Consider the following 21,038-nt stretch of genomic DNA (forward strand, 5'->3'; position numbering starts at 1 on the left):
CCCGGGCCGGCGGGGAGGCGGAGCTGAGTACGCCCTGAGTACCCGTACCGATGCCGTGCGGTGCGCCGCGGACCACACTCACCAGCCATGACCTACCTTCCGCCGCCCGCCGAGGAGCTCCGCGTTCTAGACGGAGAGTTGCGCCAACTGGATGCGCGCAGAGCGCAGTTGCTGCAGCGCCGGGTGTGGCTGCTCGGTGTGCTGCGCGCCGCGGGTCCGGCCGAACCGCCCCCTCGTCCGGCAGAACCGGCCGCCGCCGAGACCGCGCCGGTGAGCGCGCAGAACGTCCTGCTGATGCTCGGCGGGGTGCTCCTGACGGTCGCCGCGATCGCCTTCACCGTCGTGAGCTGGGGCCACTTGGGCATCGGCGGCCGCAGCGCGGTCCTCGGCGCGGTGACGCTGGCGGCGCTCGGCGTACCGGCCATACTGCTGCGCCGTTCGCTGCGTTCGACGGCGGAGGCGGTGGCGGGCCTCGGGCTCGCGCTCACCGTCCTCGACTCGTACGCGCTGCGCCATCTGGCGCTCCCCGACGTCGACGCCCTCGCCTTCGCCGCGGTGACGTCCGCGGTCCTCGCCGCGCTGTGGGCGGGGTACGGCACGCTCCTCGGCGCGCTGCGCCTGCCGCTGCCCGCGGCCGTGGCGACGGCCCAGCTCCCGCTGGTCCTGGCGGCGGGCGTCGCGCACGCCGATCAGCACGCGGTGACGGCCGCGCTGCTCGTGACGGCCGCCTGCGACACGGCGCTCGCGCTGTGGACGGGTGTCCGCTCGGTGCGGGTCACCGCCGCGGCCGGGGCCGGACTGCTGGGGTTGTGGGGCGCGGCGAGCGCCGGCTGGCTCTCCGCGCAGGCCACCGATCCGGCCGGGGCGGCGCGCGCGGGTGTGCTGCTGCTGTTCGCCGCCGCGATCGCGTCGGTGGTGGCGTACCGGGTGCGGGGTGCTCAGGTCGCGACCGGTGCGGCGTGCGCGGGTGGTCTGCTCGCGGTGGCCGCGGCCGGCGGGGTGCTGCGCACCGCGCTGCCCACGGCCTGGACGGTGCCGGCCCATCTGGCGTGCGGCGTCGCACTGTTGGCGGCCCTGCGCGCTCCACTGCCCCGGGCGCCGCGCCGCGGGCTTGGTGTCGCGTCGGGTGTGGCGCAGGGCCTCGCGGCACTGTGGGCGCTGCCGGCCGCCGCGCTCGCCCTGTGCGGGCCGCTCGCCTGGGCCGCCCGGGCCTGGTCGGGAACGCCTTCGGGCGCCCGAACCGCACTACTGCACGAACTGCCCCTACCTCACCCGCTCCTGGCTCCCCTGGTACTCGCGACCGTGGCGGCCGTGGTGGGCGGGATCGGTGCCGGGACCGGTGCCGGGGCTGGGGCTGGTGCTGGTGCCGGTGCCGGTCCCGGGACCGGTACCGGTGCCCGTGCCGGTGTTGGGGCCGGTGCCGGTGCCGGTGTTGGTGACGGTGAGAGTGCCAGTGCCAGTGCCAGTGTTGGTGTTGGTGCCGGTGTTGGTGCCGGTGCCCGTGCCGGTGCTGGTACCCGTGCCCGTTCCGGTGTTGGGGCCGGTGCCCGTGCCGGTGCCGGTGCCCGTGCCGGTGCCAGTGCCCGTGCCAGTGCCCGTGCCCGTGCCGGCATCGGTGCCAGCACCGGTGCCGAGCTTGGGGAACCGTTGCGGCGCGCGGCCCGCCTCGGTGCGCCGGTCCTCGGCTGGGCCGCGGCCGTCGCGCTGCCCGCCGCGCTGCGACTGCCGTACGCCGCCGGACTGTCGGCGCAGGTGCTGCTCGCCGCCGCCCTCCTCCTCGTCGCGGCACGCACGGCGTCGGCCACCGCCGGTCTGACCACCGTGATCCTGGCGCTGGCCACCTCGGTGAGCGCCGCCTTCCTCTCGCTCGCCACCCCCGCGGCCACGCTCACCACGCTCGGCGTCCTCACGGCGCTCTGCCTGGCGGCCTACGTACCCCTGGCCCGCGACACGGCGCCCGCTCCGGGTGCGGCCGCGGCGGCGTCCTGTGCGGCCGTCGCGTTCGCCGCCGCGCTGGCCTGCGCCGCGGGCGCCGCCGCCGGGCTGCGCCCCGAACACACCGGGCTGCTCGTCCTCGCGGTGCCGGCCCTGGCGGCGCTCGCCGCGGCCCGCCTCGGCGGCCGTCCGCCGACGCTGCCCGTCGAGATCGCGGCCGCCGCCTCCGGGGCCCTCGCGCTCGCCCTCACCGCAGGGGACGCCCCCACGCTCGCGCTCGCCCTGGGCCTCGGCGGCCTCATCCTGGCCGGCACCGCGATGCGCCCCGACCGCCGGGCCGTCGGGTACGCGGCCGCGGCGCTGTTCGTCCTGGCGAGCTGGGTCCGCCTCGCCGCCTGGGGAGCCTCGGCCCCGGAGGCGTACACGCTGCCGGTGACGGTGCCCGCGCTGGTCGTCGGGGCGCTGCGGCGACGCCGCGACCCGTCGGCCCTCTCCTGGGCGGCGTACGGCCCCGGCCTCGCGGTGACGCTGCTGCCGAGCCTCGCCGCCGCCTGGAGCGACCCGCACTGGCCTCGTCCGCTGCTGCTCGGCACGGCGGCCCTCGCCCTGACGCTGCTGGGCGCACACCACCGGCTGCGCGGCCCGCTGGTGCTGGGCGGCGCGGTGCTCGCCCTGGACGCGCTGCACGAGCTGGCCCCGTACGTCGTGCAGGTCGTGGACGCCCTGCCGCGCTGGCTGCCGCCCGCACTCGCGGGCCTGCTGCTCCTCGCCGTCGGCGCCACTTATGAACAACGACTGCGCGACGCACGCCGGTTCCGGAATGCGCTCAACCGAATGCGCTGATTCCAGGAACGGCCGAAATGTGTCGCCCCGTCAATTCCCCGTAGGGGCGCGGGAATACGAGAACGGCCCGGAGGCTGATAAGCCTCCGGGCCGTAATCCGGGGTGGGCGATACTGGGTTCGAACCAGTGACCTCTTCGGTGTGAACGAAGCGCTCTCCCACTGAGCTAATCGCCCCGGGCGCACGGAGAACATTACCGCATGTCAGCGGGTGCTCCGGACCGCCTGGGAGTCACCCGTGGGTCACTCCTTGATCTTCCACGGCATGACGATGCCGAACTTCCACACGTAGACACCGACCAGCACCGCGATGATCACGAGCCCGATGGTCGTCAGGATGATGTTCCTGCGGCGCACCTTGGGGTCGAGCGCACGCTGTGCGGCCTCGGTGACCTTGCGTTTCGTCCAGCGGAGCACCAGCTGGGCCCAGACGAACTCGGTCGCCCAGATCGCCATGCCGCCGAAGATCACCAGCCAGCCCGGGCCCGGCAGGGGCAGCATGATGATGCCCGCCACGACCACGGCGAGACCCACGACGAAGACGCCCACCTGCCAGCTGAGGTGCAGCGCCCGGCGGGCCTGGATGTACTCCGGCGCCCGGGAGCCGAGCGGCTGTTCGGGCTTGGCTCCGGCGGCCGGGTCCGTGGCCTCCGCCGGTTCGTTACTCCCCGTATTCATGCGGCCAAACCCTACCGGACGGAAACCCGTCACCGGAATGGGTGCATCAACGAAGGGCACAATCCGCCATACGGGGCGTCTAAAGACACGCAAATCCCTCAGAGGGGTTTACAACGGCACCGTAGGTGGCATGTCGATTTCGCCGACGTGCGAATCCCCGAGCGCACACTGAGCGAAAGGCCCTGGCGCTTATGAACACCACGGTCAGCTGCGAGCTGCACCTGCGCCTCGTTGTGTCGAGCGAGTCCTCACTGCCTGTACCCGCAGGACTGCGGTATGACACGGCCGATCCCTATGCCGTGCACGCCACCTTCCACACCGGAGCCGAGGAAACCGTCGAGTGGGTGTTCGCCCGCGACCTCCTCGCCGAGGGCCTGCACCGGCCCACCGGTACCGGCGACGTCCGAGTCTGGCCGTCCCGGAGCCACGGTCAGGGCGTTGTCTGCATCGCCCTGAGCTCGCCGGAGGGCGAGGCTCTGCTCGAGGCCCCGGCGCGGGCCCTGGAATCGTTCCTGAAGAGAACGGACGCAGCCGTGCCACCCGGCACGGAACACCGCCACTTCGACCTCGACACGGAGCTCTCACACATCCTGGCCGAGAGTTAAGCGCCACCAGGCGCGTCGAGAACCGCACACGCCGTCCGACTCGGGGCGACGGCGGCAGGCAGTCACGACACAACGACACAAGGCGAACAGATGCAGACACCGGCGCCGTCGCCGCGGGCTTTCCGCGGCGACGGCGCCGGTGCGTCCTGTAGGTGAGCCGCTAGCATCGGCCAGCATCGGCGGGCACAGCTCCCCTGGCCTCACCGGGGCGGGGAGGCCGCCACCACCTCCAGGCCAGGGAGCGAATCGTGCTGATCACCCACGACACCCGGTGTTCCCTAGACTCCGTGGTCGATCTGGTGAACACCGCACCGGAAACGAACGGCACTGACGGGCTCGCGAACGTGGCGGCACTCGGGGAATTCGTACGGACACATGACGTGAGCGACGTCGGGGTGCTCACGGAGGACGACCTCGCCGGCGTCCACCACATCCGGGCCCGCTTCGGCGAGGTCTTCGCCCACCCCGAACCACGGACCGCATCGGCGATCCTCAACGAGCTGGTCGCGACGGCCGGCACCACGCCCCGGCTCACCGACCACGACGGCTACGACTGGCACATCCACTACTTCGCGCCCGGGGCGTCCGTCGCCGACCACCTGGCCGCCGACTGCGGGATGGCCCTGGCTTTCTTCGTGGTCGCCGGCGAGCAGGAACGGCTGCGGCGCTGCGAGGCCCCGGACTGCCGGCACGCCTTCGTGGACCTCTCCCGGAACCGCTCGCGCCGCTACTGCGACAGCCGTACCTGCGGCAACCGCCTGCATGTCGCCGCCTACCGCGCCCGCCGCCGGGAGGCCGCGAACTAGGGCCTGTCCGGCGGATCTTGTCGCGGGCGCGGGGCCTGCCACGCCGACCAGCACGAAGACGCGCGAGCCACCCGGATGCGACCTGATCCGCCGGACAGGCCCTAGAGCAGCAGCAGGTCGTGCAGCGAGGCCAGCAGGATCAGGGTGCCGATCACCGCCAGAAAGATCATCAGGGGTGGCTGGGAGAGGGCGAAGAGACAGCCCTGCCGCTCCTCGCCGCCGGTGGGCCGCTCCGCTTCGCCGTGGGGGCCGTGCCGCTCTGCGTCGGCAGGTCGTCGCTCATGGGCCGGTGCCGCTTGCCTGCCGTCGTCCGGCGGGGCAGCATCGCCCTCTGTGGTGGTGTCCAGCATCTCGCGGTGATGATGACGCAGCGCCGCGACCCGCGCCGACCAACACGCACGGTCGGAGCGGGAGTTCGCCGGATCCCGTGAACCGGCGAAAGACCGGCGCGCGGCCCGTCCGCCCCGCGCTCACCAGCGCGTTCTCGCATCCGGCCGGGACGCCCGCACCCGCACTCGAACGAGGGAGCCCTTCACGCCCGGGAGCGCAGACGGCGGTTGACGACCGCCCTTTTCGGACGCGGCTCCTCTGCGAAAGCGACTCCTCCGCGGACGCGGCTCCTCTTCAGATGCCGTGCTTCTTCAGGATCGCCTCGATGTCGCTGAAGTCCTCCGCGGGCGCGGTCGACTGCGGCTTGGCCGCCGGGCGGCCGGGGGCCTGGCGCGAGCTGCCGCCGAGCGAGGGGGCCGACGCCGCGGGGGCCACCGCCTCGCGCTGCGCGGCCTTCGCGGCCCTGCGCTCCTTGCGGGTGCCGCCCTGCCGGCGCTCCAGGGCCCGCGTGCCCAGGAACACCAGCCAGGCCACGCCGAGCATGCCGAAGCCGACCCAGGCCTTGAGACTGAACGCCGTGTCGGCCGCCCAGCCGACGACGCCCGTCAGCACCAGGCCGATCGGCACCAGGGAGTACCCGGCGAGCCGGGCCGCGGCAAGGAACCGCTTGCGGTAGGCCGAGACCGCGGCGATGCCCAGCCCGGCCGCGGATACGGCGGAACAGACGGTCTCGGCAATCATCCGGTCCTCCAGGCATGCAGGCGTACGTCGGGAAATGACACTGTCGTCCCTTCCATCCTGCACCGGGTCGGCGCCGCGGAGCCATGTCGCGGGCGGACCTCAGGGACATTTCCGGGTCATCTAAGGGTCCGCCCTCCTCCCCAGGTGCCGGTCGGCGACGCCCCGTACCGCCCGGGAAGCGGGTCCGAGGGGCGCGAGAGCGCGCCCGGCTGAAAGACTGTCCCCATGAGCGACTCCCCCTCCGACCGCCCCGCCCGCCCCGTCGTCCTCGACGTCTGGTGCGAGCTGCAGTGCCCCGACTGCCGTACCGCCCTCGACGACGTGCGCGCCCTGCGCGCCCGGTACGGCGACCGCGTCGAGCTGCGCCTGCGGCACTTCCCCCTCGAGAAGCACAAGCACTCCTTCGCCGCCGCACAGGCCGCCGAGGAGGCCTTCGAGCAGGGCAAGGGGTGGCCGTACGTCGAGGCGGTGCTCGCCGGGGTGGAGAAGCTGGACCGCGAGGGCGAGCGCCACCTGGTGGAGACCGCCCGCGAACTCGGCCTGGACGCCGAGGAGTTCGACACCGCCCTGATCGACGGGCGGCACATCCTGATCGTCGACGCCGACGAGGCCGAGGGCAAGGCGATCGGTGTCACCGGCACGCCCACGTACGTCATCGACGGCGAGCGCCTCGACGGCGGCAAGAGCCAGGACGGGCTGCGCGCCCGCATCGAGGAGATCGCCGACCGGCTCCTCGCGGCGGACTAGGGCCGTCGAAAGGCCCTAGGACAGCGGCTTGTAGAGGTAGTACGCGGTCGGTGCGTAGCCGAGCGACTCGTACAGGCGCAGCGCCGGGGTGTTGCCCGCGAAGACGTTGAGGCCGATGCTGCCCAGGCCCGCCGCGCGGGCCTGCTCCTCGGCGACGAGCATCAAGGACCGGCCGTGGCCGTGCCTGCGGTGCTCCGCGTCAACCTCGACGTTGTAGACGAAGGCGCCGCCGCTCTCCTGGGCGACCCACAGGGTGCCGACTCGTGTCCCGCGATGGGTGAGGACGCTCAGCCGGCAGTCCGGGGTGGCGAGCCCGTCGGGGAGGAAGCGCGCGTTGTCGGCCTTGGCCTTGGCGCGCGCCTCCGCCTCGGGCACGCCGCGCTCGACCCAGTCGCGCACGTACTCCTCCTCGTGCCGCGCCAGCCACACCGCGTACTCGTCCTCGCTCATCGCCCGCCACTCGGTGCCCTCCGGCAGGGTGGGCGCGCCCGCGAGGGGTTTCGCCATCCGGCGGCTGCGCTCGACGTATCCGAGCGCCGTGGCCAGCCGCAGCGCCGCCGTCGCCTCCGCGGGCACGGTCACCTCGACCCGCGTGCAGCCCCAGCCGCGGGCCACCTCCTCGGCGGCGAGCGCCGCGACGGTGGCCCGGCCGCGGCCCCGGTCCGGCTCCGCGATCCGCAGGTCGCCGATGCGGCAGACGGCGGGCCCGAAGACGTCGTGGGTGGCGAGGTCTATGGACCCCACCGGGCGGCTGTTCACGCAGATGTCGTACGTACGGGCCTTGGCGCCGTCGGCGCCCTGCTGAAGCGGCCCGGTCGGCCGCAGAGTCGTGGTCATCCCTGACGTTCTACCCGCACCGGCCCCGCACCGTCACCGGGGTTTCCCCTCCGGTCCCGATCCGGCTCACGGATCCAGGTCGTCCGCCGCCCGCTCGTCGAAGACCCGCATCGCCTTGGCGGTCACCGGGCCCGGCGCGTCCGGGAGTTGGCGGTCGCCGACCCGGTGCACGGCCTGGACGTCACGCAGCGTCGACGTCAGGAAGACCTCGTCGGCGCGGTCCAGGACGTCCAGCGGCAGGTCGCTCTCGCGCGCGCCGGTCCACTCGACCGTCAGCTCGCGCGTGATGCCCGCCAGGCAGCCGGAGGCGACCGGCGGGGTGTGCAGTTCGCCGTCGACGACGACGAAGACGTTGGAGCCCGTGCCCTCGCAGAGCTGTCCGACGGTGTTGGCGAACAGCGCCTCCGAGGCGCCCTGTTCGCGGGCGCGGGCCAGCGCCACGACGTTCTCCGCGTACGAGGTGGTCTTCAGGCCGGCCAGCGCGCCGCGTTCGTTGCGGGTCCACGGCACCGTGATCACCGCGGTGCTGTCGGGGCGCCGCGCGGCCTCGCCGGCCGCCACCACCAGCGTGGTGCCCGCGTCGCCGCGATCCGAGCCGAGCGGCGATATCCCGCCGGTGTAGGTGATCCGCAGCCGGCCGAGCGGCAGCGGTCCGGCCGCCAGGACGGCGGCGCAGGCGTGGCGCACCTCGTCCAGGTCCGGCTCGGGCAGCCCGAGTCCGCGCGCCGAGCGCGCGAGCCGGGCCAGGTGGCGGGTCAGGGCGAACGGCCGGCCCTCGACCGACTTCACCGTCTCGAAGACGCCGTCGCCCACCGTCAGTCCGTGGTCGAGCACGGAGACGCGGGCGGCGTCGAGGTCCTGCAGGCCACCGTTGAGCCAGATCTTCACGTCGGGGTTCCTCCACTCGCTGCGTACGCCCCCGACGCTACCGCCAGCAGCCGCGCCGCCTTCAGCTCGGTCTCCCGCCACTCCCCCTCCGGGTCGGAGCCCCAGGTGATGCCCGCACCGGTGCCGAAGCGCAGCAGGCCCGCGGCCCGGTCGATCCAGAAGGTGCGGATGCCGACGGCGAGCTCCGCGGTGCCCCGGTCGGCGTCCACCCAGCCGATGCCGCCGCAGTACGGGCCGCGGGGCGCGGGTTCCAGTTCGTCGATGATCCGCAGCGCGCTGGACTTCGGGGCGCCGGTGACGGAGCCGGGCGGGAAGGCCGCGGCGAACAGTTCGGGCCACCCCGCGCCGGGGCGCAGCTCGCCGCTGACGGTGGAGACGAGGTGGACGAGCCCCGGGTGCTTCTCGACCACGCAGAGGTCGGGGACGGTCACCGAGCCGGTGGCGCAGACGCGGCCGAGGTCGTTGCGGACGAGGTCCACGATCATGACGTTCTCGGCGTAGTCCTTCTCCAGGAGGTCCGCCTCGGTGCGCCCGGTGCCCTTGATGGGCCCGGACTCCACGGCCCGGCCCGCGCGGCGCAGGAAGAGCTCGGGCGAGGCGGTGGCGACCTCCACGCCGTGTCCGGGCAGCCGGATCGTGCCGGCGTACGGGGCGGGGTTCCCGCGCGCGAGGAGCGAGGTCAGGGCGTCCACGTCGGCGTCGGCGGGGACGGGCGCGGACAGCACCCGGCAGAGGTTGGCCTGGTAGACCTCGCCGGCGGCTATGGACGCGCGCACCCTCCGTACACCCTCCATGTACGCCGCGCGGTCGAGGGAGGACGTCCAGGCGTCGGTGGCCGGGCCGTGCCAGGCGCCCGGGACGGGGGCGGGCACCGCCTCCTCGCGCACGTCGTCGAAGCGGGCGCAGACCAGACCCCCCTCGAAGTCCGCGGACACCGCCCAGAAGCCGGTGGAGTCCAGGGCCGCGGGGTCGCTGGTCACATCGCGTAGACCGGTCGCCACGCGGCCGCCGAAGCGCGCCAGGGGAGGGAGCGCGGCAGAGGTCGTCAGAGGGGGGTTGTGCACAGCTTTGAGTCTATGACCGGTCTCTTCGCACCGCCCTGACCGGCGACAGGGCAGCACGCTGCGCAAACGCGTTTTTGTACTGGCCCAGGAATCCGCTAGAGTTCAACACGTCGCCGGGACGCGCAAGCGAAACGGGAAAGACAAGCGGACGTAGCTCAGTTGGTAGAGCGCAACCTTGCCAAGGTTGAGGTCGCCAGTTCGAACCTGGTCGTCCGCTCGCAGGAAGAGGGGGATCTTCCCGAACCCCCGCACTCCTGGTGGAGTGGCCGAGAGGCGAGGCAACGGCCTGCAAAGCCGTCTACACGGGTTCAAATCCCGTCTCCACCTCCAAGGACGATTAGCTCAGCGGGAGAGCGCTTCCCTGACACGGAAGAGGTCACTGGTTCAATCCCAGTATCGTCCACTGGATCTTCACGAAGGTCGTCTTCATGAGGGTCGTCCCGCGCGATTAGCTCAGCGGGAGAGCGCTTCCCTGACACGGAAGAGGTCACTGGTTCAATCCCAGTATCGCGCACGCAGTACGCAGCACACGCAGGTCCACCCGCGCGATTAGCTCAGCGGGAGAGCGCTTCCCTGACACGGAAGAGGTCACTGGTTCAATCCCAGTATCGCGCACCACCACACGAAGCCCCGGCCGTCTCCACGGCCGGGGCTTCGTCGTTCCCCGCGTCCCTCAGGACGAGAAGAGCATGTGCCCGAAGCTCTTGTGACGGTTGTGGCCGTAGTGACCGCCGTGCCCTCCGTGACCGCCGTGCGGGGCGCCCCAGGCCGGCGCGGGAGCCGCGGGGTAGGCCTGCGGGGCCGGTGGCGCGGGCGGCGGCGGAGCCTGCTGGCCGCCCCACTGCGACTCCAGGCGGGTCAGGGACTCCAGCTCGCCGTAGTCCAGGAATATCCCTCGGCAGTTGCTGCACTGCTCGATCTGGACGCCGTTGCGGTTGTACGTGTGCATCGGTGCGTGACACTTGGGGCACTGCATGGACGGCTCAACTCCTCGCCGGTGGTGACTGCTTCGCCGGAACACTGCCCGGCTTCGGTGCGTTGCACCCTACTTCGTCGCCTCCGGGGCCAACTCGGGCGGTCGGGCGGCGATTGCGCCCATGCGGTCGCAGGCGTCGACCACGGCTTGCTCGACCTCGTCCAAGGGCCGGTCCGCGGCGACGGCCTTGGCGATCGCCAGTGCTGCGCTCTGCACGGTGAGGGCGCGGGCGGGGACGTCCAGGGCCGGCCAGGGGTCGCCGCCGTCCCCGGGAACGGCGGGTCCGCCGGCCCGTCGGTAGGCGTCCAGGAAGCGGGCCCACTCCTCCGGGGAGAGCAGGCCGCACGCGAACCAGGCGGCCGGGCGGGCAAGGTCCCACGCGGGGTCGCCCGCACCGAGGTCGTCCACGTCGATGAGCAGCCAGTGCCCGTCGGGGCCGCGCACGAGCTGTCCCAGGTGGAGGTCGCCGTGGCAGAGGGCGTGGGGGCCGGGGGCGGGGGCTTCGTCGCGGGCCCAGGCCGGCAGGGCCGCCCAGGCGCGCAGCACCGGGGGCGCGGCGGGATGCGGCCCGACGGCGCGCAGCCGCGCCACGGCACGGGCCGCCTTGGCGGGTCCGCGCATGGGCGGGAGCGGGCGCGGCAGCGGGGCGGCGTGGAGCCGGGCCAGGAGAGCGCCGGCGGCTTCCCAGGGGGCGGAGTCGGGGTCATCGCGGTCGACGGGGGTGCCGTACGGCCAGAAGGTGACGAGTCGCCCGTGCAGGCGTGTGGCGCGGGGCGCGGAGGGCGCGAGGAGCACCCCGGGCATCCGGGCGGCCACGTCGAGCCGCACGGCGAGCTGTGCGGGATCGGTTTCCATGGCATGCGCCTTGGCGACGACGTCCCCGTGCCGGACGACGCCGGCGTCCGCCCGATCCGCGAGCACGGCGTCCCCGCTCCCGCAGACACAGACCTCTCCGGGCAGCCGATGGACGACGGCACGGGCGGATGCGGCAAGAGCGGCGAGAACGGCGGCGGTCACGGAACTCCGTAGGTCGAAAGCAACACGCCGAAGCGTACGCAGCCGGGCGGGGCCCGGGCCAGGTCTCCTGCGGGCCGCCACAGGAGCCCTTCACTGACCACGAGGGCTGCCCCCGGCACGGCGACGCACCCTCCGCGCCGAGGTACTCGCGGCCCCGGCGCAAGGGCGAACCCGCGGGGCGGCCCACCCTGAGCTCCCCCTGAGGGCGGCTCCCCGCAACGCCTCAGCGCTCCGACGAGCCACCGCGGACCAGGTGCCGAGCGGGCCCGTCGGGCGCCGCACTCCACGGCCGACGGGCCGCCGTGCCCGGTAAGGCAGGTCCGCCGCGTTCCGGGGCGCTGCGGTGAACCCGCAGGTCCCCGGCTCCGCCAGCCCGCGAGGGGGGGACCTCGGGGGGGCGTCCCGGCAAGGGTGTCGAGGGTGATCCGTCGGGCGCCCAGCCAGACCACGGCTCACGGGCCCGCCGTACCCCGCAAGACGGGTCCGCCGCGTTCCGGGGCTCTGCGATGCACCCGCGGGCCCCCAACTCCGCGGGTCCGCGAGAGGGGGGACGTCGGCGGTGTCCCGGCAAGGGTGCGGTGGGGGATCCGTCGGGCGCCCCCGCCAGACATGGCAATGCCCGCGCAGCTCCCCAGCTGCGCGGGCATTCTGCCGTCCGCCGCACCCCCGTCCCCACGGGGTTTCATGGCCGGATGTCCCCGCCCGGACCGCTCTTCCGGGCCTGGGGCGCCGCTCAGCGCCCCAGCATCACGCCCACGGACGACGCTTGTGTGACCACTGACTCCCAGCCGCCGAAGACGACCACGAGCAGAGCTGCCAGAGGGAGGACCATGGCCGTCGCCACCAAGGGATGGCGCGTGCCGGACGGGCGGACGCCGAACGCGGAGAACCTGCGCCCTTGCGTGCGGATCATGGTCCGCGGTGCCGTGTCCGCCATGATTCCTCTCCTGACCGCTTCGATGTGGTGTTGGCAGCGGCGAGCGTCCGGCCTCGGGGGACGAGTGCGCCACCCGCCGCTTGACCTCAAATCTAGGTGCGGGGGAGGCGCGGGGCGTCATGCCCTCGTACCGATTGCCGGGCCTCCCGGAGGATGAGCCCCCGGCGCGCACGTACTCCCGTGGGTGGAGAAGGGGTCCTAGGACTCGGGGTCTTCCCGGAGGGGACGGGCCACGATCTCGGAGGTGTCCTCCCTCGGAACGGGCTGTTCCACCAGGGCGAGGACGCGGGTGGACATGAACCGCGCCGTACGCACCACTGATCCGCTTCGGGTGACTTCGCTCACTTCGACCACTCCCCTGCGCACCGCCGTCTCCACCCGTCGACCCGCCCTGCTGGCCACCACTTCGTACGTCCGGGTCGTGTCACCTGCGTCCACGACTATCTCCACGCGGTCACCCTTCACGGGATCAATCCCCCTTCAGCGATGGATGGTTGGAGATCCGGGCCGCGGCGACGCCCCCAGGTCCCCCGCCTTCTGACCACTCTTCAAGTTTCCCACCGGGCACTGACAATCGATCGCCCCGCGAGGGCGCGGCCTCTGCACGTGCCCGGCCGTGGAAACGTAAGCTGTGGCTCGTCAAACGGACCGGGTAGCGGGGATGGACATGACGATGATGCGGCTCCGGCGCGAGGACCCGCGTGTCGTCGGCTCGTTCAGGTTGCACAGGCGCCTGGGCGCCGGCGGCATGGGTGTGGTCTATCTGGGCTCGGACCGGCGCGGCCAACGCGTCGCGCTGAAGGTGATCCGGCCGGATCTGGCGGAGGATCAGGAGTTCCGTTCGCGGTTCGCCCGTGAGGTGTCGGCCGCGCGCCGCATCCGCGGCGGCTGTACGGCGCGGCTGGTCGCGGCCGACCTCGACGCGGACCGGCCGTGGTTCGCCACGCAGTACGTGCCCGGCCCCTCGCTGCACGACAAGGTCGCCGCCGAGGGCCCGCTCTCCGCGGCCGACGTGGCGGTGGTCGGCTCCGCGCTCGCGGAGGGCCTGGTGGCCGTGCACGAGGCCGGTGTCGTCCACCGCGACCTCAAGCCGTCGAACATCCTGCTGTCCCCCAAGGGTCCGCGGATCATCGACTTCGGTATCGCCTGGGCCACCGGCGCCTCGACGCTGACGCACGTCGGGACGGCCGTCGGGTCGCCCGGCTTCCTCGCGCCCGAACAGGTGCGCGGCGCCACCGTCACGCCCGCCACCGACGTCTTCGCGCTCGGCGCCACCCTCGCGTACGCGGGCATGGCGGACTCGCCCTTCGGACACGGCAGTTCCGAGGTCATGCTCTACCGGGTGGTCCACGAGGAGGCGCAGCTGCACGGCGTGCCCGACGCGCTCGCGCCGCTGATCAGGGCCTGTCTCGCCAAGGACCCGGAGGAGCGGCCCAGCACGCTCCAACTGTCGCTCAGGCTCAAGGAGATCGCGGCCCGCGAGGCCCAGGGGCTCGGCACCGTCCGGCCGCCCGCGCCCCGGCAGAGCCACGAACAGCCGACCGGCCGGCTCGCCGAGAGCTATCTGGACGAGCGCACCCAGCGCAGGCCCGCCCCCGGCGCCACTCCCCCGCCGCGCTCGGGCCCGCAGCGCACGGGCTCGTCCAGGACCGGCTCGTCCCGGCCGCGCAACGCACGCTCCGGCTCGCGGCCTTCCGGCCCCCGCAACACCACGCGTTCGGGCGGCAGGCCGGCCCCGCGCAGCGGCGCGGGACGCCCGGGCCCGCGCACCACCGGCACGGGCCGGCGGGGACCGGCCAATCCGCGGCTGCTGCGGCAGCGGCTCTTCGTCTTCGTCGTCGTCACGCTGCTCGTGGCGCTCGGCATCGCCGCCGCGCAGGGCTGCCAGGGGCCCGCACGGGGCCTCGGGGACGATCACGTACGCGACGTGAAGCAGCACACGCGGACCGACCCCTCGGCAGCCCCCGGCGCCTGAGGGCGGCGGCGCGTCAGAGCTGCGGGCGCCCCGTGGCCACGGCGTAGAACGCGACCGCCGCGGCCGCGCCCACGTTCAGCGAATCCACTCCGTGGGCCATCGGGATGCGGACCCACTCGTCGGCGGCGACCAGCGCCTGGGTGGAGAGGCCTTCGCCCTCCGCGCCGAGCATCAGCGCGACGCGGTCCATCCGGTGCGGCGCCGCCTCGTCGAGGGACTTGGCCTTCTCGTCGGGGGTGAGGGCGAGGAGGTTGAAGCCCGCCCCGCGCACGCCCTCCAGGCCCTTCGGCCAGGATTCCAGGCGGGCGTACGGGACGGAGAAGACCGCGCCCATCGAGACCTTCACGGAGCGGCGGTACAGCGGGTCCGCGCAGTCCGGCGAGAGCAGGACCGCGTCCATGCCGAGGGCGGCCGCTGAGCGGAAGATGGCGCCGATGTTGGTGTGGTCGTTCACCGCCTCCATGACGACGACGCGGCGGGTGGTCGCGAGGAGTTCGTCGGCGGTGGGCAGCGGCTTGCGCTGCATGGAGGCGAGCGCGCCGCGGTGCACGTGGTAGCCGGTGACGCGCTCGGCGAGGTCGGGGCTGACCGCGTACACCGGGGCCGGGAGTTCGTCGATGACGTCGCGCATGACGTCGACCCACTTGGCCGAGAGCAGCATCGAGCGCATCTCGTACCCGGCGTCCTTGGCCCGTCTGATGACCTTCTCGCCCTCCGCGATGAACAGGCCCTCGGCCGGTTCGCGCCGGCGGCGCAGCTCGACGTCGGTCAGGCCTGTGTAGTCGCGCAGGCGCGGGTCGTCGGGGTCGTCGACGGTGATGAGATCAGCCACAGGGTGATACTGCCTTGTCCTGGGTGTGGTGCCAACGGCTGTGGACGGGTTCCGTTACCGCTGGTTACGTGTGGGTGTGCGGGCGCGTTACGCGCGGGGCTCGGGGCCGACCTTCACGACGTCGCCGATGACGATGACGGCCGGGGGCCTCACCTCGTGGACGCGTACCGCTTCGGCGACCGTGCCGAGCGTGGCGTCGACGCGGCGCTGGGCGGCCGTCGTGCCCTCCTGGATCAGGGCGAGCGGGGTGTCGGCGGACTTGCCGTGGGCGACCAGCGCCTCGGCGATCTTGCCGATCTTGTCGACGCCCATCAGGACCACCAGGGTGCCGCGCAGCTTGGCCAGCGACTCCCAGTCGACCAGGGAGCGCTCGTCGTCCGGCGCCACATGGCCGCTGACCACCGTGAACTCATGGGCGACGCCGCGGTGGGTGACCGGGATGCCGGCGGCCGAGGGGACGGAGATCGAGCTGGAGATGCCGGGCACGACCGTGCAGGCGATGCCCGCCTCGGCGAGCGCCTGGAGCTCTTCCATGCCCCGGCCGTAGACGTAGGGGTCGCCGCCCTTGAGCCGGACGACGGCCTTGCCCTGCTTGGCGTGCTCGATCAGGGCGTTGTTGATCGCCTCCTGCGCCATGTAGCGGCCGTAGGGGATCTTCGCGGCGTCGATGACCTCGACGTGCGCCGGGAGTTCGTCGAGGAGGTCGCGGGGGCCGAGGCGGTCGGCGATGACGACGTCGGCGGCGGCGAGCAGGCGCCGGCCCCGGACGGTGATCAGGTCGGGGTCGCCGGGGCCGCCGCCGACCAGGGCGACGCCGGGGGTCCGTGCGCGCAGGTGCGGGGCGACGAGGCTGCCGTCGCGCAGGCCCTCGACGACCGCGTCGCGGATGGCGGCGGTGCGGCGCGGGTCGCGGTCATGGATGTCGCTGGAGAGGACCGCGACGGTGACGCCCTCGGAGCGGCCGGTGGCCGGGGTCCAGGCGGTGGCGGCCTCGGCGTCGTCGGAGCGCACGCACCAGACGCGGTGCGCCTCGGCCTCCGCCGACGCCCGGGTGTTCGCCTCCGCGTCGCTGGTGGCGATCAGGGCGTACCAGGCGCCGTCCAGGTCGCCGTCCTCGTACCTGCGCCGCGTCCAGGTGATCTCGCCCGCGTCCGCCATGGCCTCGACGGACGGCGTCGCCGACGGCGATACGAGCAGGACGTCGGCGCCCGCCTTGATCAGTGCCGGGAGGCGGCGCTGGGCCACCTGGCCGCCGCCGAGGACGACGACGCGGCGCCCTGCGAGGCGGAGGCCTACGGGGTAGGCGGGGTTTTCGGCCATGGCTCTGGGGCTCCTCGTGCGGGCGGAGTCTTCGTGGTGCGCTACCGCTGCTGCGCTGGAGCGGCTGCTTGACGTGCGGGTTCAGTATGGCGGGGGCGGGGCCGGAGGTCTCCCCCAGCCCCGCCCCGTCGCCGGAATCGGGGACGTCGCCCCGGCGGCGGCTACTTCTCGGTGACGCCCGCCGAGTCGAACGTGGCGACCTCGTGCATCGCGCGCGCCGCGCTCTGGACGACCGGCAGCGCGAGCAGCGCGCCGGTGCCCTCGCCGAGGCGCAGGTCCAGGTCGACCAGGGGGCGCAGGCCCAGCTTGTTGAGAGCGGCCACGTGGCCCGGCTCCGCGCTGCGGTGGCCCGCGATGCAGGCCGCGAGGACCTCGGGGGCGATGGCGCGGGCGACCAGGGCGGCCGCACCGGCGCTGACGCCGTCCAGGATCACCGGCGTCCGCAGCGACGCGCCGCCGAGGAGGAGGCCGACCATGGCCGCGTGCTCCAGACCGCCGATCGCCGCGAGGACGCCGATCGGGTCCGCCGGGTCGGGCCGGTGGAGGTCCAGGGCGCGCCGGACGACCTCGACCTTGCGGGTGTGCATCTCGTCGTTGATGCCCGTGCCGCGGCCGGTGACCTCGGCGGGGTCCACCTCCGTGTAGACGGAGATGAGGGCCGCCGACGCGGTGGTGTTGGCGATGCCCATCTCGCCGGTGAGCAGTGCCTTGTTGCCGGCCGCCACCAGGTCGCGGGCGGTCTCGATGCCGACCTCGACGGCCGCCTTGACCTCCTCGCGGGTGAGCGCGGGTCCGGTCGTCATGTCGGCGGTGCCCGCGCGGACCTTGCGCGGCAGCAGGCCCGGCGTGGCCGGGAGTTCGCTCGCCACGCCCACGTCGATGACGCAGACCTCGGCGCCCACCTGGTTGGCGAAGGCGTTGCAGACCGCGCCGCCGCCGAGGAAGTTGGCGACCATCTGCGCGGTCACCTCCTGGGGCCAGGCGGTGACGCCCTGGGCGTGCACGCCGTGGTCGCCCGCGAAGATCGCGACGGCCGCGGGCTCCGGGATCGGCGGCGGGCACATCCGGGACAGGCCGGAGAGCTGCGCGGAGATGATCTCCAGCATGCCGAGCGCGCCCGGCGGCTTGGTCATCCGCTTCTGGCGCTCCCACGCCTCGCCGAGCGCCTTGGCGTCCAGCGGGCGGATGTTGGCCACGGTCTCGGCGAGCAGGTCGTGCGGGTCCTCGCCGGGCAGGGCGCGGCGGCCGTACGTCTCCTCGTGGACGACCCAGGAGAGCGGGCGGCGCTTGGACCAGCCGGCCTGCATCAGCTCGGGCTCGTCCGGGAACTCGTCGACGTATCCCACACAGAGGTAGGCGACGACTTCGAGGTGCTCGGGCAGGCCCAGGGTGCGGACCATCTCGCGCTCGTCGAAGAAGCTGACCCAGCCGACGCCGAGGCCCTCGGCGCGCGCGGCGAGCCAGAGGTTCTCGACGGCGAGCGCCGAGGAGTACGGGGCCATCTGCGGCTGGGTGTGCCGGCCGAGGGTGTGGCGGCCGCCGCGGGTGGGGTCGGCGGTGACGACGATGTTCACCGGGGTGTCGAGGATGGCCTCGATCTTCAGTTCCTTGAACTGCTTCGCGCGGCCCTTGGGCAGGGACTTGGCGTACGCGTCGCGCTGGCGGGCGGCCAGTTCGTGCATGGTCCTGCGGGTCTCCGCGGACTTGATGACGACGAAGTCCCAGGGCTGGGAGTGGCCGACCGACGGGGCGGTGTGCGCGGCCTCCAGGACGCGGAGCAGCACCTCGTGCGGGATGGGGTCGGCGCGGAAGCCGTTGCGGATGTCGCGGCGCTCGCGCATGACGCGCAGCACGGCCTCGCGCTCGGCGTCGGCGTAGCCCGGGGCGGCGGTGCCCGCGGACACGGCGGGCTCGGCGGCCTCCGCGTCCGTCTCGCCCGGCGCGTCGGCCGCGGTCAGGAACTGCGGGGTCTCGGGGGCGTGCGGTGCGCCGTCCGCCTCGGGGGCGTCCGGCGCCGCGGCGGGCGCGAGGGCTTCGGGAGCCTCGGGCGTCGCGGGCGCGGGCAGGGGGGCTTCAGGCGCTTCGGCCATCTCGGGTGCTTCGGCCACTTCGGTCACTTCGTTCGCTTCGATCGGTTCGAACGAGATGACGTCGTCGGCCTCGTCCAACTCGTCGGCCGGGTCGGCCGTCTGCGGGGCGGCCGGGAATCCGGTCACAACCGCCGCAGAGGAGACAATACGGGGCACTGCGGAGCCATCCGGGCCCTGGGGGGCCTCAGCGGCTTCGGGCGCCGCCTCCGCCGTTGCCTCGACCGTCGGCAGGTCCGGCGCGTCCATCGCCGCCACGCCTTCGGCGTCCGGCGCGGGAGTCGGCTCGGCCACGGGCGCCACCGCGGGCTCGCCACCGTCGCGCGGGGCGGGCACGGTGACGGCGGGCTGCTGCGCCGGGTCGAACGTGTGATCCGCGGTCGCCGGGTCCTCGGGGGTGAGGGCCTCGGGCGTCAGGGCCTCGGGTTCCGGGATGTCCTGCGGCGGGGCGTCGGCCGGGTCCGTGGGCGGTACGGATACGGGTACGGGGGCGGCGTCCGCCGAGTCCGTCACCGGAGCGTCGGCCTCGGGGGCCTCCGGGGCGGCCGGGTCCTCCTGGGGGACGACCACGGGGTGCGGCGGCGTCGGGGCCAGGTGCGGGGTGGTCGGGACCGAGCCGTCGACCGGCACGAACTGGCCGACGGGCGCGGGGTCTTGGGGCAGGCCGGGCTCACCGTGGGCCGGGGCGGGCTCACCGTGGGCCGGGGCGGCGTGGCCGTTCAGGGGCGCGACGGTGTCCTGCGGGACGTGCGGAGCCTGAGGGTCCTGAGGGTTCTGGGGGAACTGCGGCTCGGGCTGCTGCGGTCCCGGGGCGGCGTGCCGGGCCTCTGCGGGGTACCCCTCCGGGGCGTGCGGGGCGGCGTGCGCGCCCGGCGCGGCGTCGGGGGCGTACCCCGGGTGGGGCATCCCGTCGGCGTACGGGACCTGCGCCCCGTCCCACGGCTGGGCGGAGGCGACGGCGAACGCGGGCTGACCGGCGCCGGCGGGCCCGGCGTACGCGAACGCGGGCTGCTCGCCGGCCGGGACCTGAACCTGCTGCGCCCCCGGCGCGAACTGCGCGCCGTCCACCGGGAACTGCTGGTCACCCGGCGCGAACTGCTGCTCGTCGGCCGGGAACTGCTGCTCCCCCATCGGGACCTGCCCGAAGTCCGCCGCGTCCGGGAAGGCGGCGGCCTCGGGGGCGTACGCGACCGGCGCGTCCGCCTCCTGGACGTGACCCGGCGCGTGTTCCGGCGCCAACTCTGCCCGCTCCTCGGCGGGCGCACCGGCGACCGCCTCCGCAGGCAGCTCGGCAGGGACGGCGGCGTCCGGGGCTTGCGGTGCCGGTGTGACGGTCGAGGCATCCGGGGCGTCCGGGGTGTCCGGGGTGTCCGGGGTTTCTGTGGCGGCTGCGGCCTCCGTGAGTACAGCGGCATCCGAGGCGTCCGAGGCGCCAGGGGCCTCCGAGGCTTCTGCGGGCACTGAGGCCTCCGGGAGCACTGAGGCCTCCGCGAGCACCGGGGCCTCTGCTGCTCCTGCTGCCCCTGCTACCTCTGCTGCCTCTGGGACGACCGTTTCTGCTGGTGCGACGGGCGCCGCCTCGTCGGCCTGCGGCGCCCCCCACGGCGCGGCCCCCTGCGGCGGCATCTCGCCGAGCTGCGGGCCGGGCAGGGGCTGGCCCGCCCCGTCACGCGGGATGTCGAGGTACTCGGGACCGGTCGGCGGTCCCGCGTGGCGTGCGGGCGCGGCGTGCTGGACCGAGGGCGCCCCCGCGGGCCCGCGGTCGGCGAGGGAGCGCACCGGGCTCCCCGTGCCGTCGGGCACCGCGGGGCCGGACGGGCCGTGGTGGAGCGGGCGGCGGGCGGGTCCCGGGTGGGACGACGCGGACGTGCCGTCGGGCATGCGGACGCCGTTCAGGTCGACCGAGCCGCTGTCGCGGCCGGAGGTCTCGTGCGGACCGGGCTGGTGGACGGGTTCGGCGGCGTGGACGGGTTCGGCGGCGTGGGCGGACTCGGCGGCATGGGGCAGCTGAACCGCCTGGGCCGGCTGAACCGCCTGCGCGGGCCCCGCACCCTGGCCGGGCTGCTGCCCGTGGCCGGGAACCTGCCCGTGCCCCGGCAGCTGCCCCTGCGCCGCGGCGGACGCGGCCTGCGCCTCGCTCCAGGCCCCTTGGGCACTGGGCATCAGCAGCAGGTCGTCGTCATCGGCGGGGCTTTCGGCGGGGACAGCGGACTCTGCGGGGGCGGTGAGGGCGGCGGAGTCGACGGAGTCGGCGAAGGGATACGCGCCCGGTACGGGTACGCCCGGCTGCTGCGCCCCCATGCCCTGCGCGGGCCCGGAAGGTACACCGTTGCCTGCGCCCTCCGGCAGTCCCTCACCCGGGACCTGGCCGGTGTCGGTCATGCGTAACCCCTCGCCCATCGGTTAGTGCTTCTTCGACCGC

Annotated in this window: 18 protein-coding genes and 6 tRNA genes; 10 read left to right on the forward strand and 14 right to left on the reverse strand. The window is 74.1% G+C overall.

Annotated elements, in window-relative coordinates:
• The first annotated feature begins 87 nt into the window (after positions 1 to 87).
• Positions 88 to 2,778 (forward strand): SCO7613 C-terminal domain-containing membrane protein, encoded by a 2,691-nt coding sequence (locus tag ACFYO9_RS28335; RefSeq protein WP_358778763.1) that lies wholly within the window; start codon positions 88 to 90, stop codon positions 2,776 to 2,778.
• Between the two features lie 103 nt (positions 2,779 to 2,881).
• Here ACFYO9_RS28335 and ACFYO9_RS28340 read toward each other — a convergent pair.
• Together ACFYO9_RS28340 and ACFYO9_RS28345 are read right to left on the reverse strand one after the other, a co-directional pair.
• Positions 2,882 to 2,953 (reverse strand) — tRNA-Val (locus ACFYO9_RS28340).
• Between the two features lie 66 nt (positions 2,954 to 3,019).
• On the reverse strand, positions 3,020 to 3,454 hold the full coding sequence (locus tag ACFYO9_RS28345) for a TIGR02611 family protein (protein WP_355819091.1): 435 nt from the start codon (positions 3,452 to 3,454) through the stop codon (positions 3,020 to 3,022).
• A gap of 191 nt (positions 3,455 to 3,645) precedes the next feature.
• On the opposite strand from ACFYO9_RS28345, the gene ACFYO9_RS28350 reads away from it, so the two are divergent.
• Together ACFYO9_RS28350 and ACFYO9_RS28355 are read left to right on the forward strand one after the other, a co-directional pair.
• The gene (locus ACFYO9_RS28350) at positions 3,646 to 4,059 is read left to right on the forward strand and encodes an SsgA family sporulation/cell division regulator (protein WP_003959770.1); all 414 of its coding nucleotides are present in this window, start codon (positions 3,646 to 3,648) and stop codon (positions 4,057 to 4,059) included.
• A 248-nt stretch (positions 4,060 to 4,307) separates the two neighbouring features.
• Positions 4,308 to 4,865, forward strand: coding sequence for a CGNR zinc finger domain-containing protein (locus ACFYO9_RS28355; protein WP_355819094.1), 558 nt, complete (start codon positions 4,308 to 4,310; stop codon positions 4,863 to 4,865).
• 101 nt (positions 4,866 to 4,966) lie between these two features.
• Here ACFYO9_RS28355 and ACFYO9_RS28360 read toward each other — a convergent pair whose 3' ends face one another.
• Both ACFYO9_RS28360 and ACFYO9_RS28365 read right to left on the reverse strand, forming a co-directional pair.
• Positions 4,967 to 5,215 (reverse strand): hypothetical protein, encoded by a 249-nt coding sequence (locus ACFYO9_RS28360; protein ID WP_355810643.1) that lies wholly within the window; start codon positions 5,213 to 5,215, stop codon positions 4,967 to 4,969.
• 274 nt (positions 5,216 to 5,489) lie between these two features.
• A complete protein-coding gene (locus ACFYO9_RS28365) occupies positions 5,490 to 5,936 on the reverse strand; it encodes a hypothetical protein (RefSeq protein ID WP_355810583.1) in 447 nt (148 codons plus the stop codon).
• 225 nt (positions 5,937 to 6,161) lie between these two features.
• On the opposite strand from ACFYO9_RS28365, the gene ACFYO9_RS28370 reads away from it, so the two are divergent.
• Positions 6,162 to 6,683, forward strand: a complete 522-nt coding sequence (locus ACFYO9_RS28370) for a DsbA family protein (protein WP_358778369.1) — start codon at positions 6,162 to 6,164, stop codon at positions 6,681 to 6,683.
• A gap of 15 nt (positions 6,684 to 6,698) precedes the next feature.
• Here ACFYO9_RS28370 and ACFYO9_RS28375 read toward each other — a convergent pair whose 3' ends face one another.
• The 3 genes from ACFYO9_RS28375 to ACFYO9_RS28385 all read right to left on the reverse strand — a co-directional run bounded on the left by ACFYO9_RS28375 (position 6,699) and on the right by ACFYO9_RS28385 (position 9,472).
• Positions 6,699 to 7,520, reverse strand: a complete 822-nt coding sequence (locus ACFYO9_RS28375) for a GNAT family N-acetyltransferase (protein ID WP_358778368.1) — start codon at positions 7,518 to 7,520, stop codon at positions 6,699 to 6,701.
• Positions 7,521 to 7,586: 66 nt separating this feature from the next.
• Positions 7,587 to 8,408: an aminodeoxychorismate lyase gene (locus tag ACFYO9_RS28380; RefSeq protein WP_358778367.1), complete on the reverse strand. Its 822-nt coding sequence runs from the start codon at positions 8,406 to 8,408 to the stop codon at positions 7,587 to 7,589.
• Positions 8,405 to 9,472 (reverse strand): chorismate-binding protein, encoded by a 1,068-nt coding sequence (locus tag ACFYO9_RS28385; protein WP_358778366.1) that lies wholly within the window; start codon positions 9,470 to 9,472, stop codon positions 8,405 to 8,407. The genes ACFYO9_RS28380 and ACFYO9_RS28385 overlap by 4 nt, the downstream gene beginning before the upstream one ends.
• A 144-nt stretch (positions 9,473 to 9,616) precedes the next feature.
• Here ACFYO9_RS28385 and ACFYO9_RS28390 point away from each other — a divergent pair.
• The 5 genes from ACFYO9_RS28390 to ACFYO9_RS28410 all read left to right on the forward strand — a co-directional run bounded on the left by ACFYO9_RS28390 (position 9,617) and on the right by ACFYO9_RS28410 (position 10,090).
• Positions 9,617 to 9,689: transfer RNA gene (locus tag ACFYO9_RS28390), tRNA-Gly, on the forward strand.
• 39 nt (positions 9,690 to 9,728) lie between these two features.
• Positions 9,729 to 9,802, forward strand: a tRNA-Cys gene (locus ACFYO9_RS28395).
• A gap of 1 nt (position 9,803) precedes the next feature.
• Positions 9,804 to 9,875, forward strand: a tRNA-Val gene (locus tag ACFYO9_RS28400).
• A gap of 39 nt (positions 9,876 to 9,914) precedes the next feature.
• Positions 9,915 to 9,986: transfer RNA gene (locus tag ACFYO9_RS28405), tRNA-Val, on the forward strand.
• 29 nt (positions 9,987 to 10,015) lie between these two features.
• Positions 10,016 to 10,090, forward strand: a tRNA-Val gene (locus ACFYO9_RS28410).
• 55 nt (positions 10,091 to 10,145) lie between these two features.
• Here ACFYO9_RS28410 and ACFYO9_RS28415 read toward each other — a convergent pair.
• The 4 genes from ACFYO9_RS28415 to ACFYO9_RS28430 form a co-directional block, all read right to left on the reverse strand.
• Positions 10,146 to 10,448 carry a zf-TFIIB domain-containing protein gene (locus ACFYO9_RS28415; RefSeq protein ID WP_358778365.1) on the reverse strand — a complete coding sequence of 101 codons (303 nt, stop codon included), beginning with the start codon at positions 10,446 to 10,448 and terminating at the stop codon, positions 10,146 to 10,148.
• Positions 10,449 to 10,517: 69 nt separating this feature from the next.
• A complete protein-coding gene (locus tag ACFYO9_RS28420; protein ID WP_388666674.1) occupies positions 10,518 to 11,465 on the reverse strand; it encodes a phosphotransferase family protein in 948 nt (315 codons plus the stop codon).
• A gap of 733 nt (positions 11,466 to 12,198) precedes the next feature.
• Positions 12,199 to 12,402: a hypothetical protein gene (locus ACFYO9_RS28425; RefSeq protein WP_355810567.1), complete on the reverse strand. Its 204-nt coding sequence runs from the start codon at positions 12,400 to 12,402 to the stop codon at positions 12,199 to 12,201.
• Between the two features lie 198 nt (positions 12,403 to 12,600).
• Entirely contained in the window at positions 12,601 to 12,867 is a 267-nt protein-coding gene (locus tag ACFYO9_RS28430; RefSeq protein ID WP_358778364.1) for a hypothetical protein, read from the reverse strand.
• 196 nt (positions 12,868 to 13,063) lie between these two features.
• Here ACFYO9_RS28430 and ACFYO9_RS28435 point away from each other — a divergent pair, with 196 nt between their 5' ends.
• Entirely contained in the window at positions 13,064 to 14,377 is a 1,314-nt protein-coding gene (locus ACFYO9_RS28435) for a protein kinase (protein WP_358778363.1), read from the forward strand.
• Positions 14,378 to 14,390: 13 nt separating this feature from the next.
• On the opposite strand, the gene ACFYO9_RS28440 is transcribed toward ACFYO9_RS28435, so the two are convergent.
• The 3 genes from ACFYO9_RS28440 to cobT all read right to left on the reverse strand — a co-directional run bounded on the left by ACFYO9_RS28440 (position 14,391) and on the right by cobT (position 20,998).
• Positions 14,391 to 15,209, reverse strand: a complete 819-nt coding sequence (locus ACFYO9_RS28440) for an RNA methyltransferase (protein ID WP_355810560.1) — start codon at positions 15,207 to 15,209, stop codon at positions 14,391 to 14,393.
• A gap of 87 nt (positions 15,210 to 15,296) precedes the next feature.
• Positions 15,297 to 16,529 (reverse strand): uroporphyrinogen-III C-methyltransferase, encoded by a 1,233-nt coding sequence (gene cobA / locus ACFYO9_RS28445; protein ID WP_358778362.1) that lies wholly within the window; start codon positions 16,527 to 16,529, stop codon positions 15,297 to 15,299.
• A 161-nt stretch (positions 16,530 to 16,690) separates the two neighbouring features.
• Positions 16,691 to 20,998, reverse strand: a complete 4,308-nt coding sequence (gene cobT / locus ACFYO9_RS28450; RefSeq protein WP_358778361.1) for a nicotinate-nucleotide--dimethylbenzimidazole phosphoribosyltransferase — start codon at positions 20,996 to 20,998, stop codon at positions 16,691 to 16,693.
• Positions 20,999 to 21,038 lie beyond the last annotated feature (40 nt).

This window comes from Streptomyces sp. NPDC005863, from assembly GCF_042871345.1.
Taxonomy (GTDB): Bacteria; Actinomycetota; Actinomycetes; order Streptomycetales; family Streptomycetaceae; genus Streptomyces.

Coding starts and splice junctions, on each gene's coding strand:
- ACFYO9_RS28335 (WP_358778763.1), top strand. CDS start 88: ATGACCTACCTTCCGCCGCCCGCCGAGGAGCTCCGCGTTCTAGACGGA.
- ACFYO9_RS28345 (WP_355819091.1), bottom strand. CDS start 3,454: ATGAATACGGGGAGTAACGAACCGGCGGAGGCCACGGACCCGGCCGCC.
- ACFYO9_RS28350 (WP_003959770.1), top strand. CDS start 3,646: ATGAACACCACGGTCAGCTGCGAGCTGCACCTGCGCCTCGTTGTGTCG.
- ACFYO9_RS28360 (WP_355810643.1), bottom strand. CDS start 5,215: ATGCTGGACACCACCACAGAGGGCGATGCTGCCCCGCCGGACGACGGC.
- ACFYO9_RS28365 (WP_355810583.1), bottom strand. CDS start 5,936: ATGATTGCCGAGACCGTCTGTTCCGCCGTATCCGCGGCCGGGCTGGGC.
- ACFYO9_RS28370 (WP_358778369.1), top strand. CDS start 6,162: ATGAGCGACTCCCCCTCCGACCGCCCCGCCCGCCCCGTCGTCCTCGAC.
- ACFYO9_RS28375 (WP_358778368.1), bottom strand. CDS start 7,520: ATGACCACGACTCTGCGGCCGACCGGGCCGCTTCAGCAGGGCGCCGAC.
- ACFYO9_RS28415 (WP_358778365.1), bottom strand. CDS start 10,448: ATGCAGTGCCCCAAGTGTCACGCACCGATGCACACGTACAACCGCAAC.
- ACFYO9_RS28425 (WP_355810567.1), bottom strand. CDS start 12,402: ATGGCGGACACGGCACCGCGGACCATGATCCGCACGCAAGGGCGCAGG.
- ACFYO9_RS28435 (WP_358778363.1), top strand. CDS start 13,064: ATGGACATGACGATGATGCGGCTCCGGCGCGAGGACCCGCGTGTCGTC.
- cobA (WP_358778362.1), bottom strand. CDS start 16,529: ATGGCCGAAAACCCCGCCTACCCCGTAGGCCTCCGCCTCGCAGGGCGC.
- cobT (WP_358778361.1), bottom strand. CDS start 20,998: ATGACCGACACCGGCCAGGTCCCGGGTGAGGGACTGCCGGAGGGCGCA.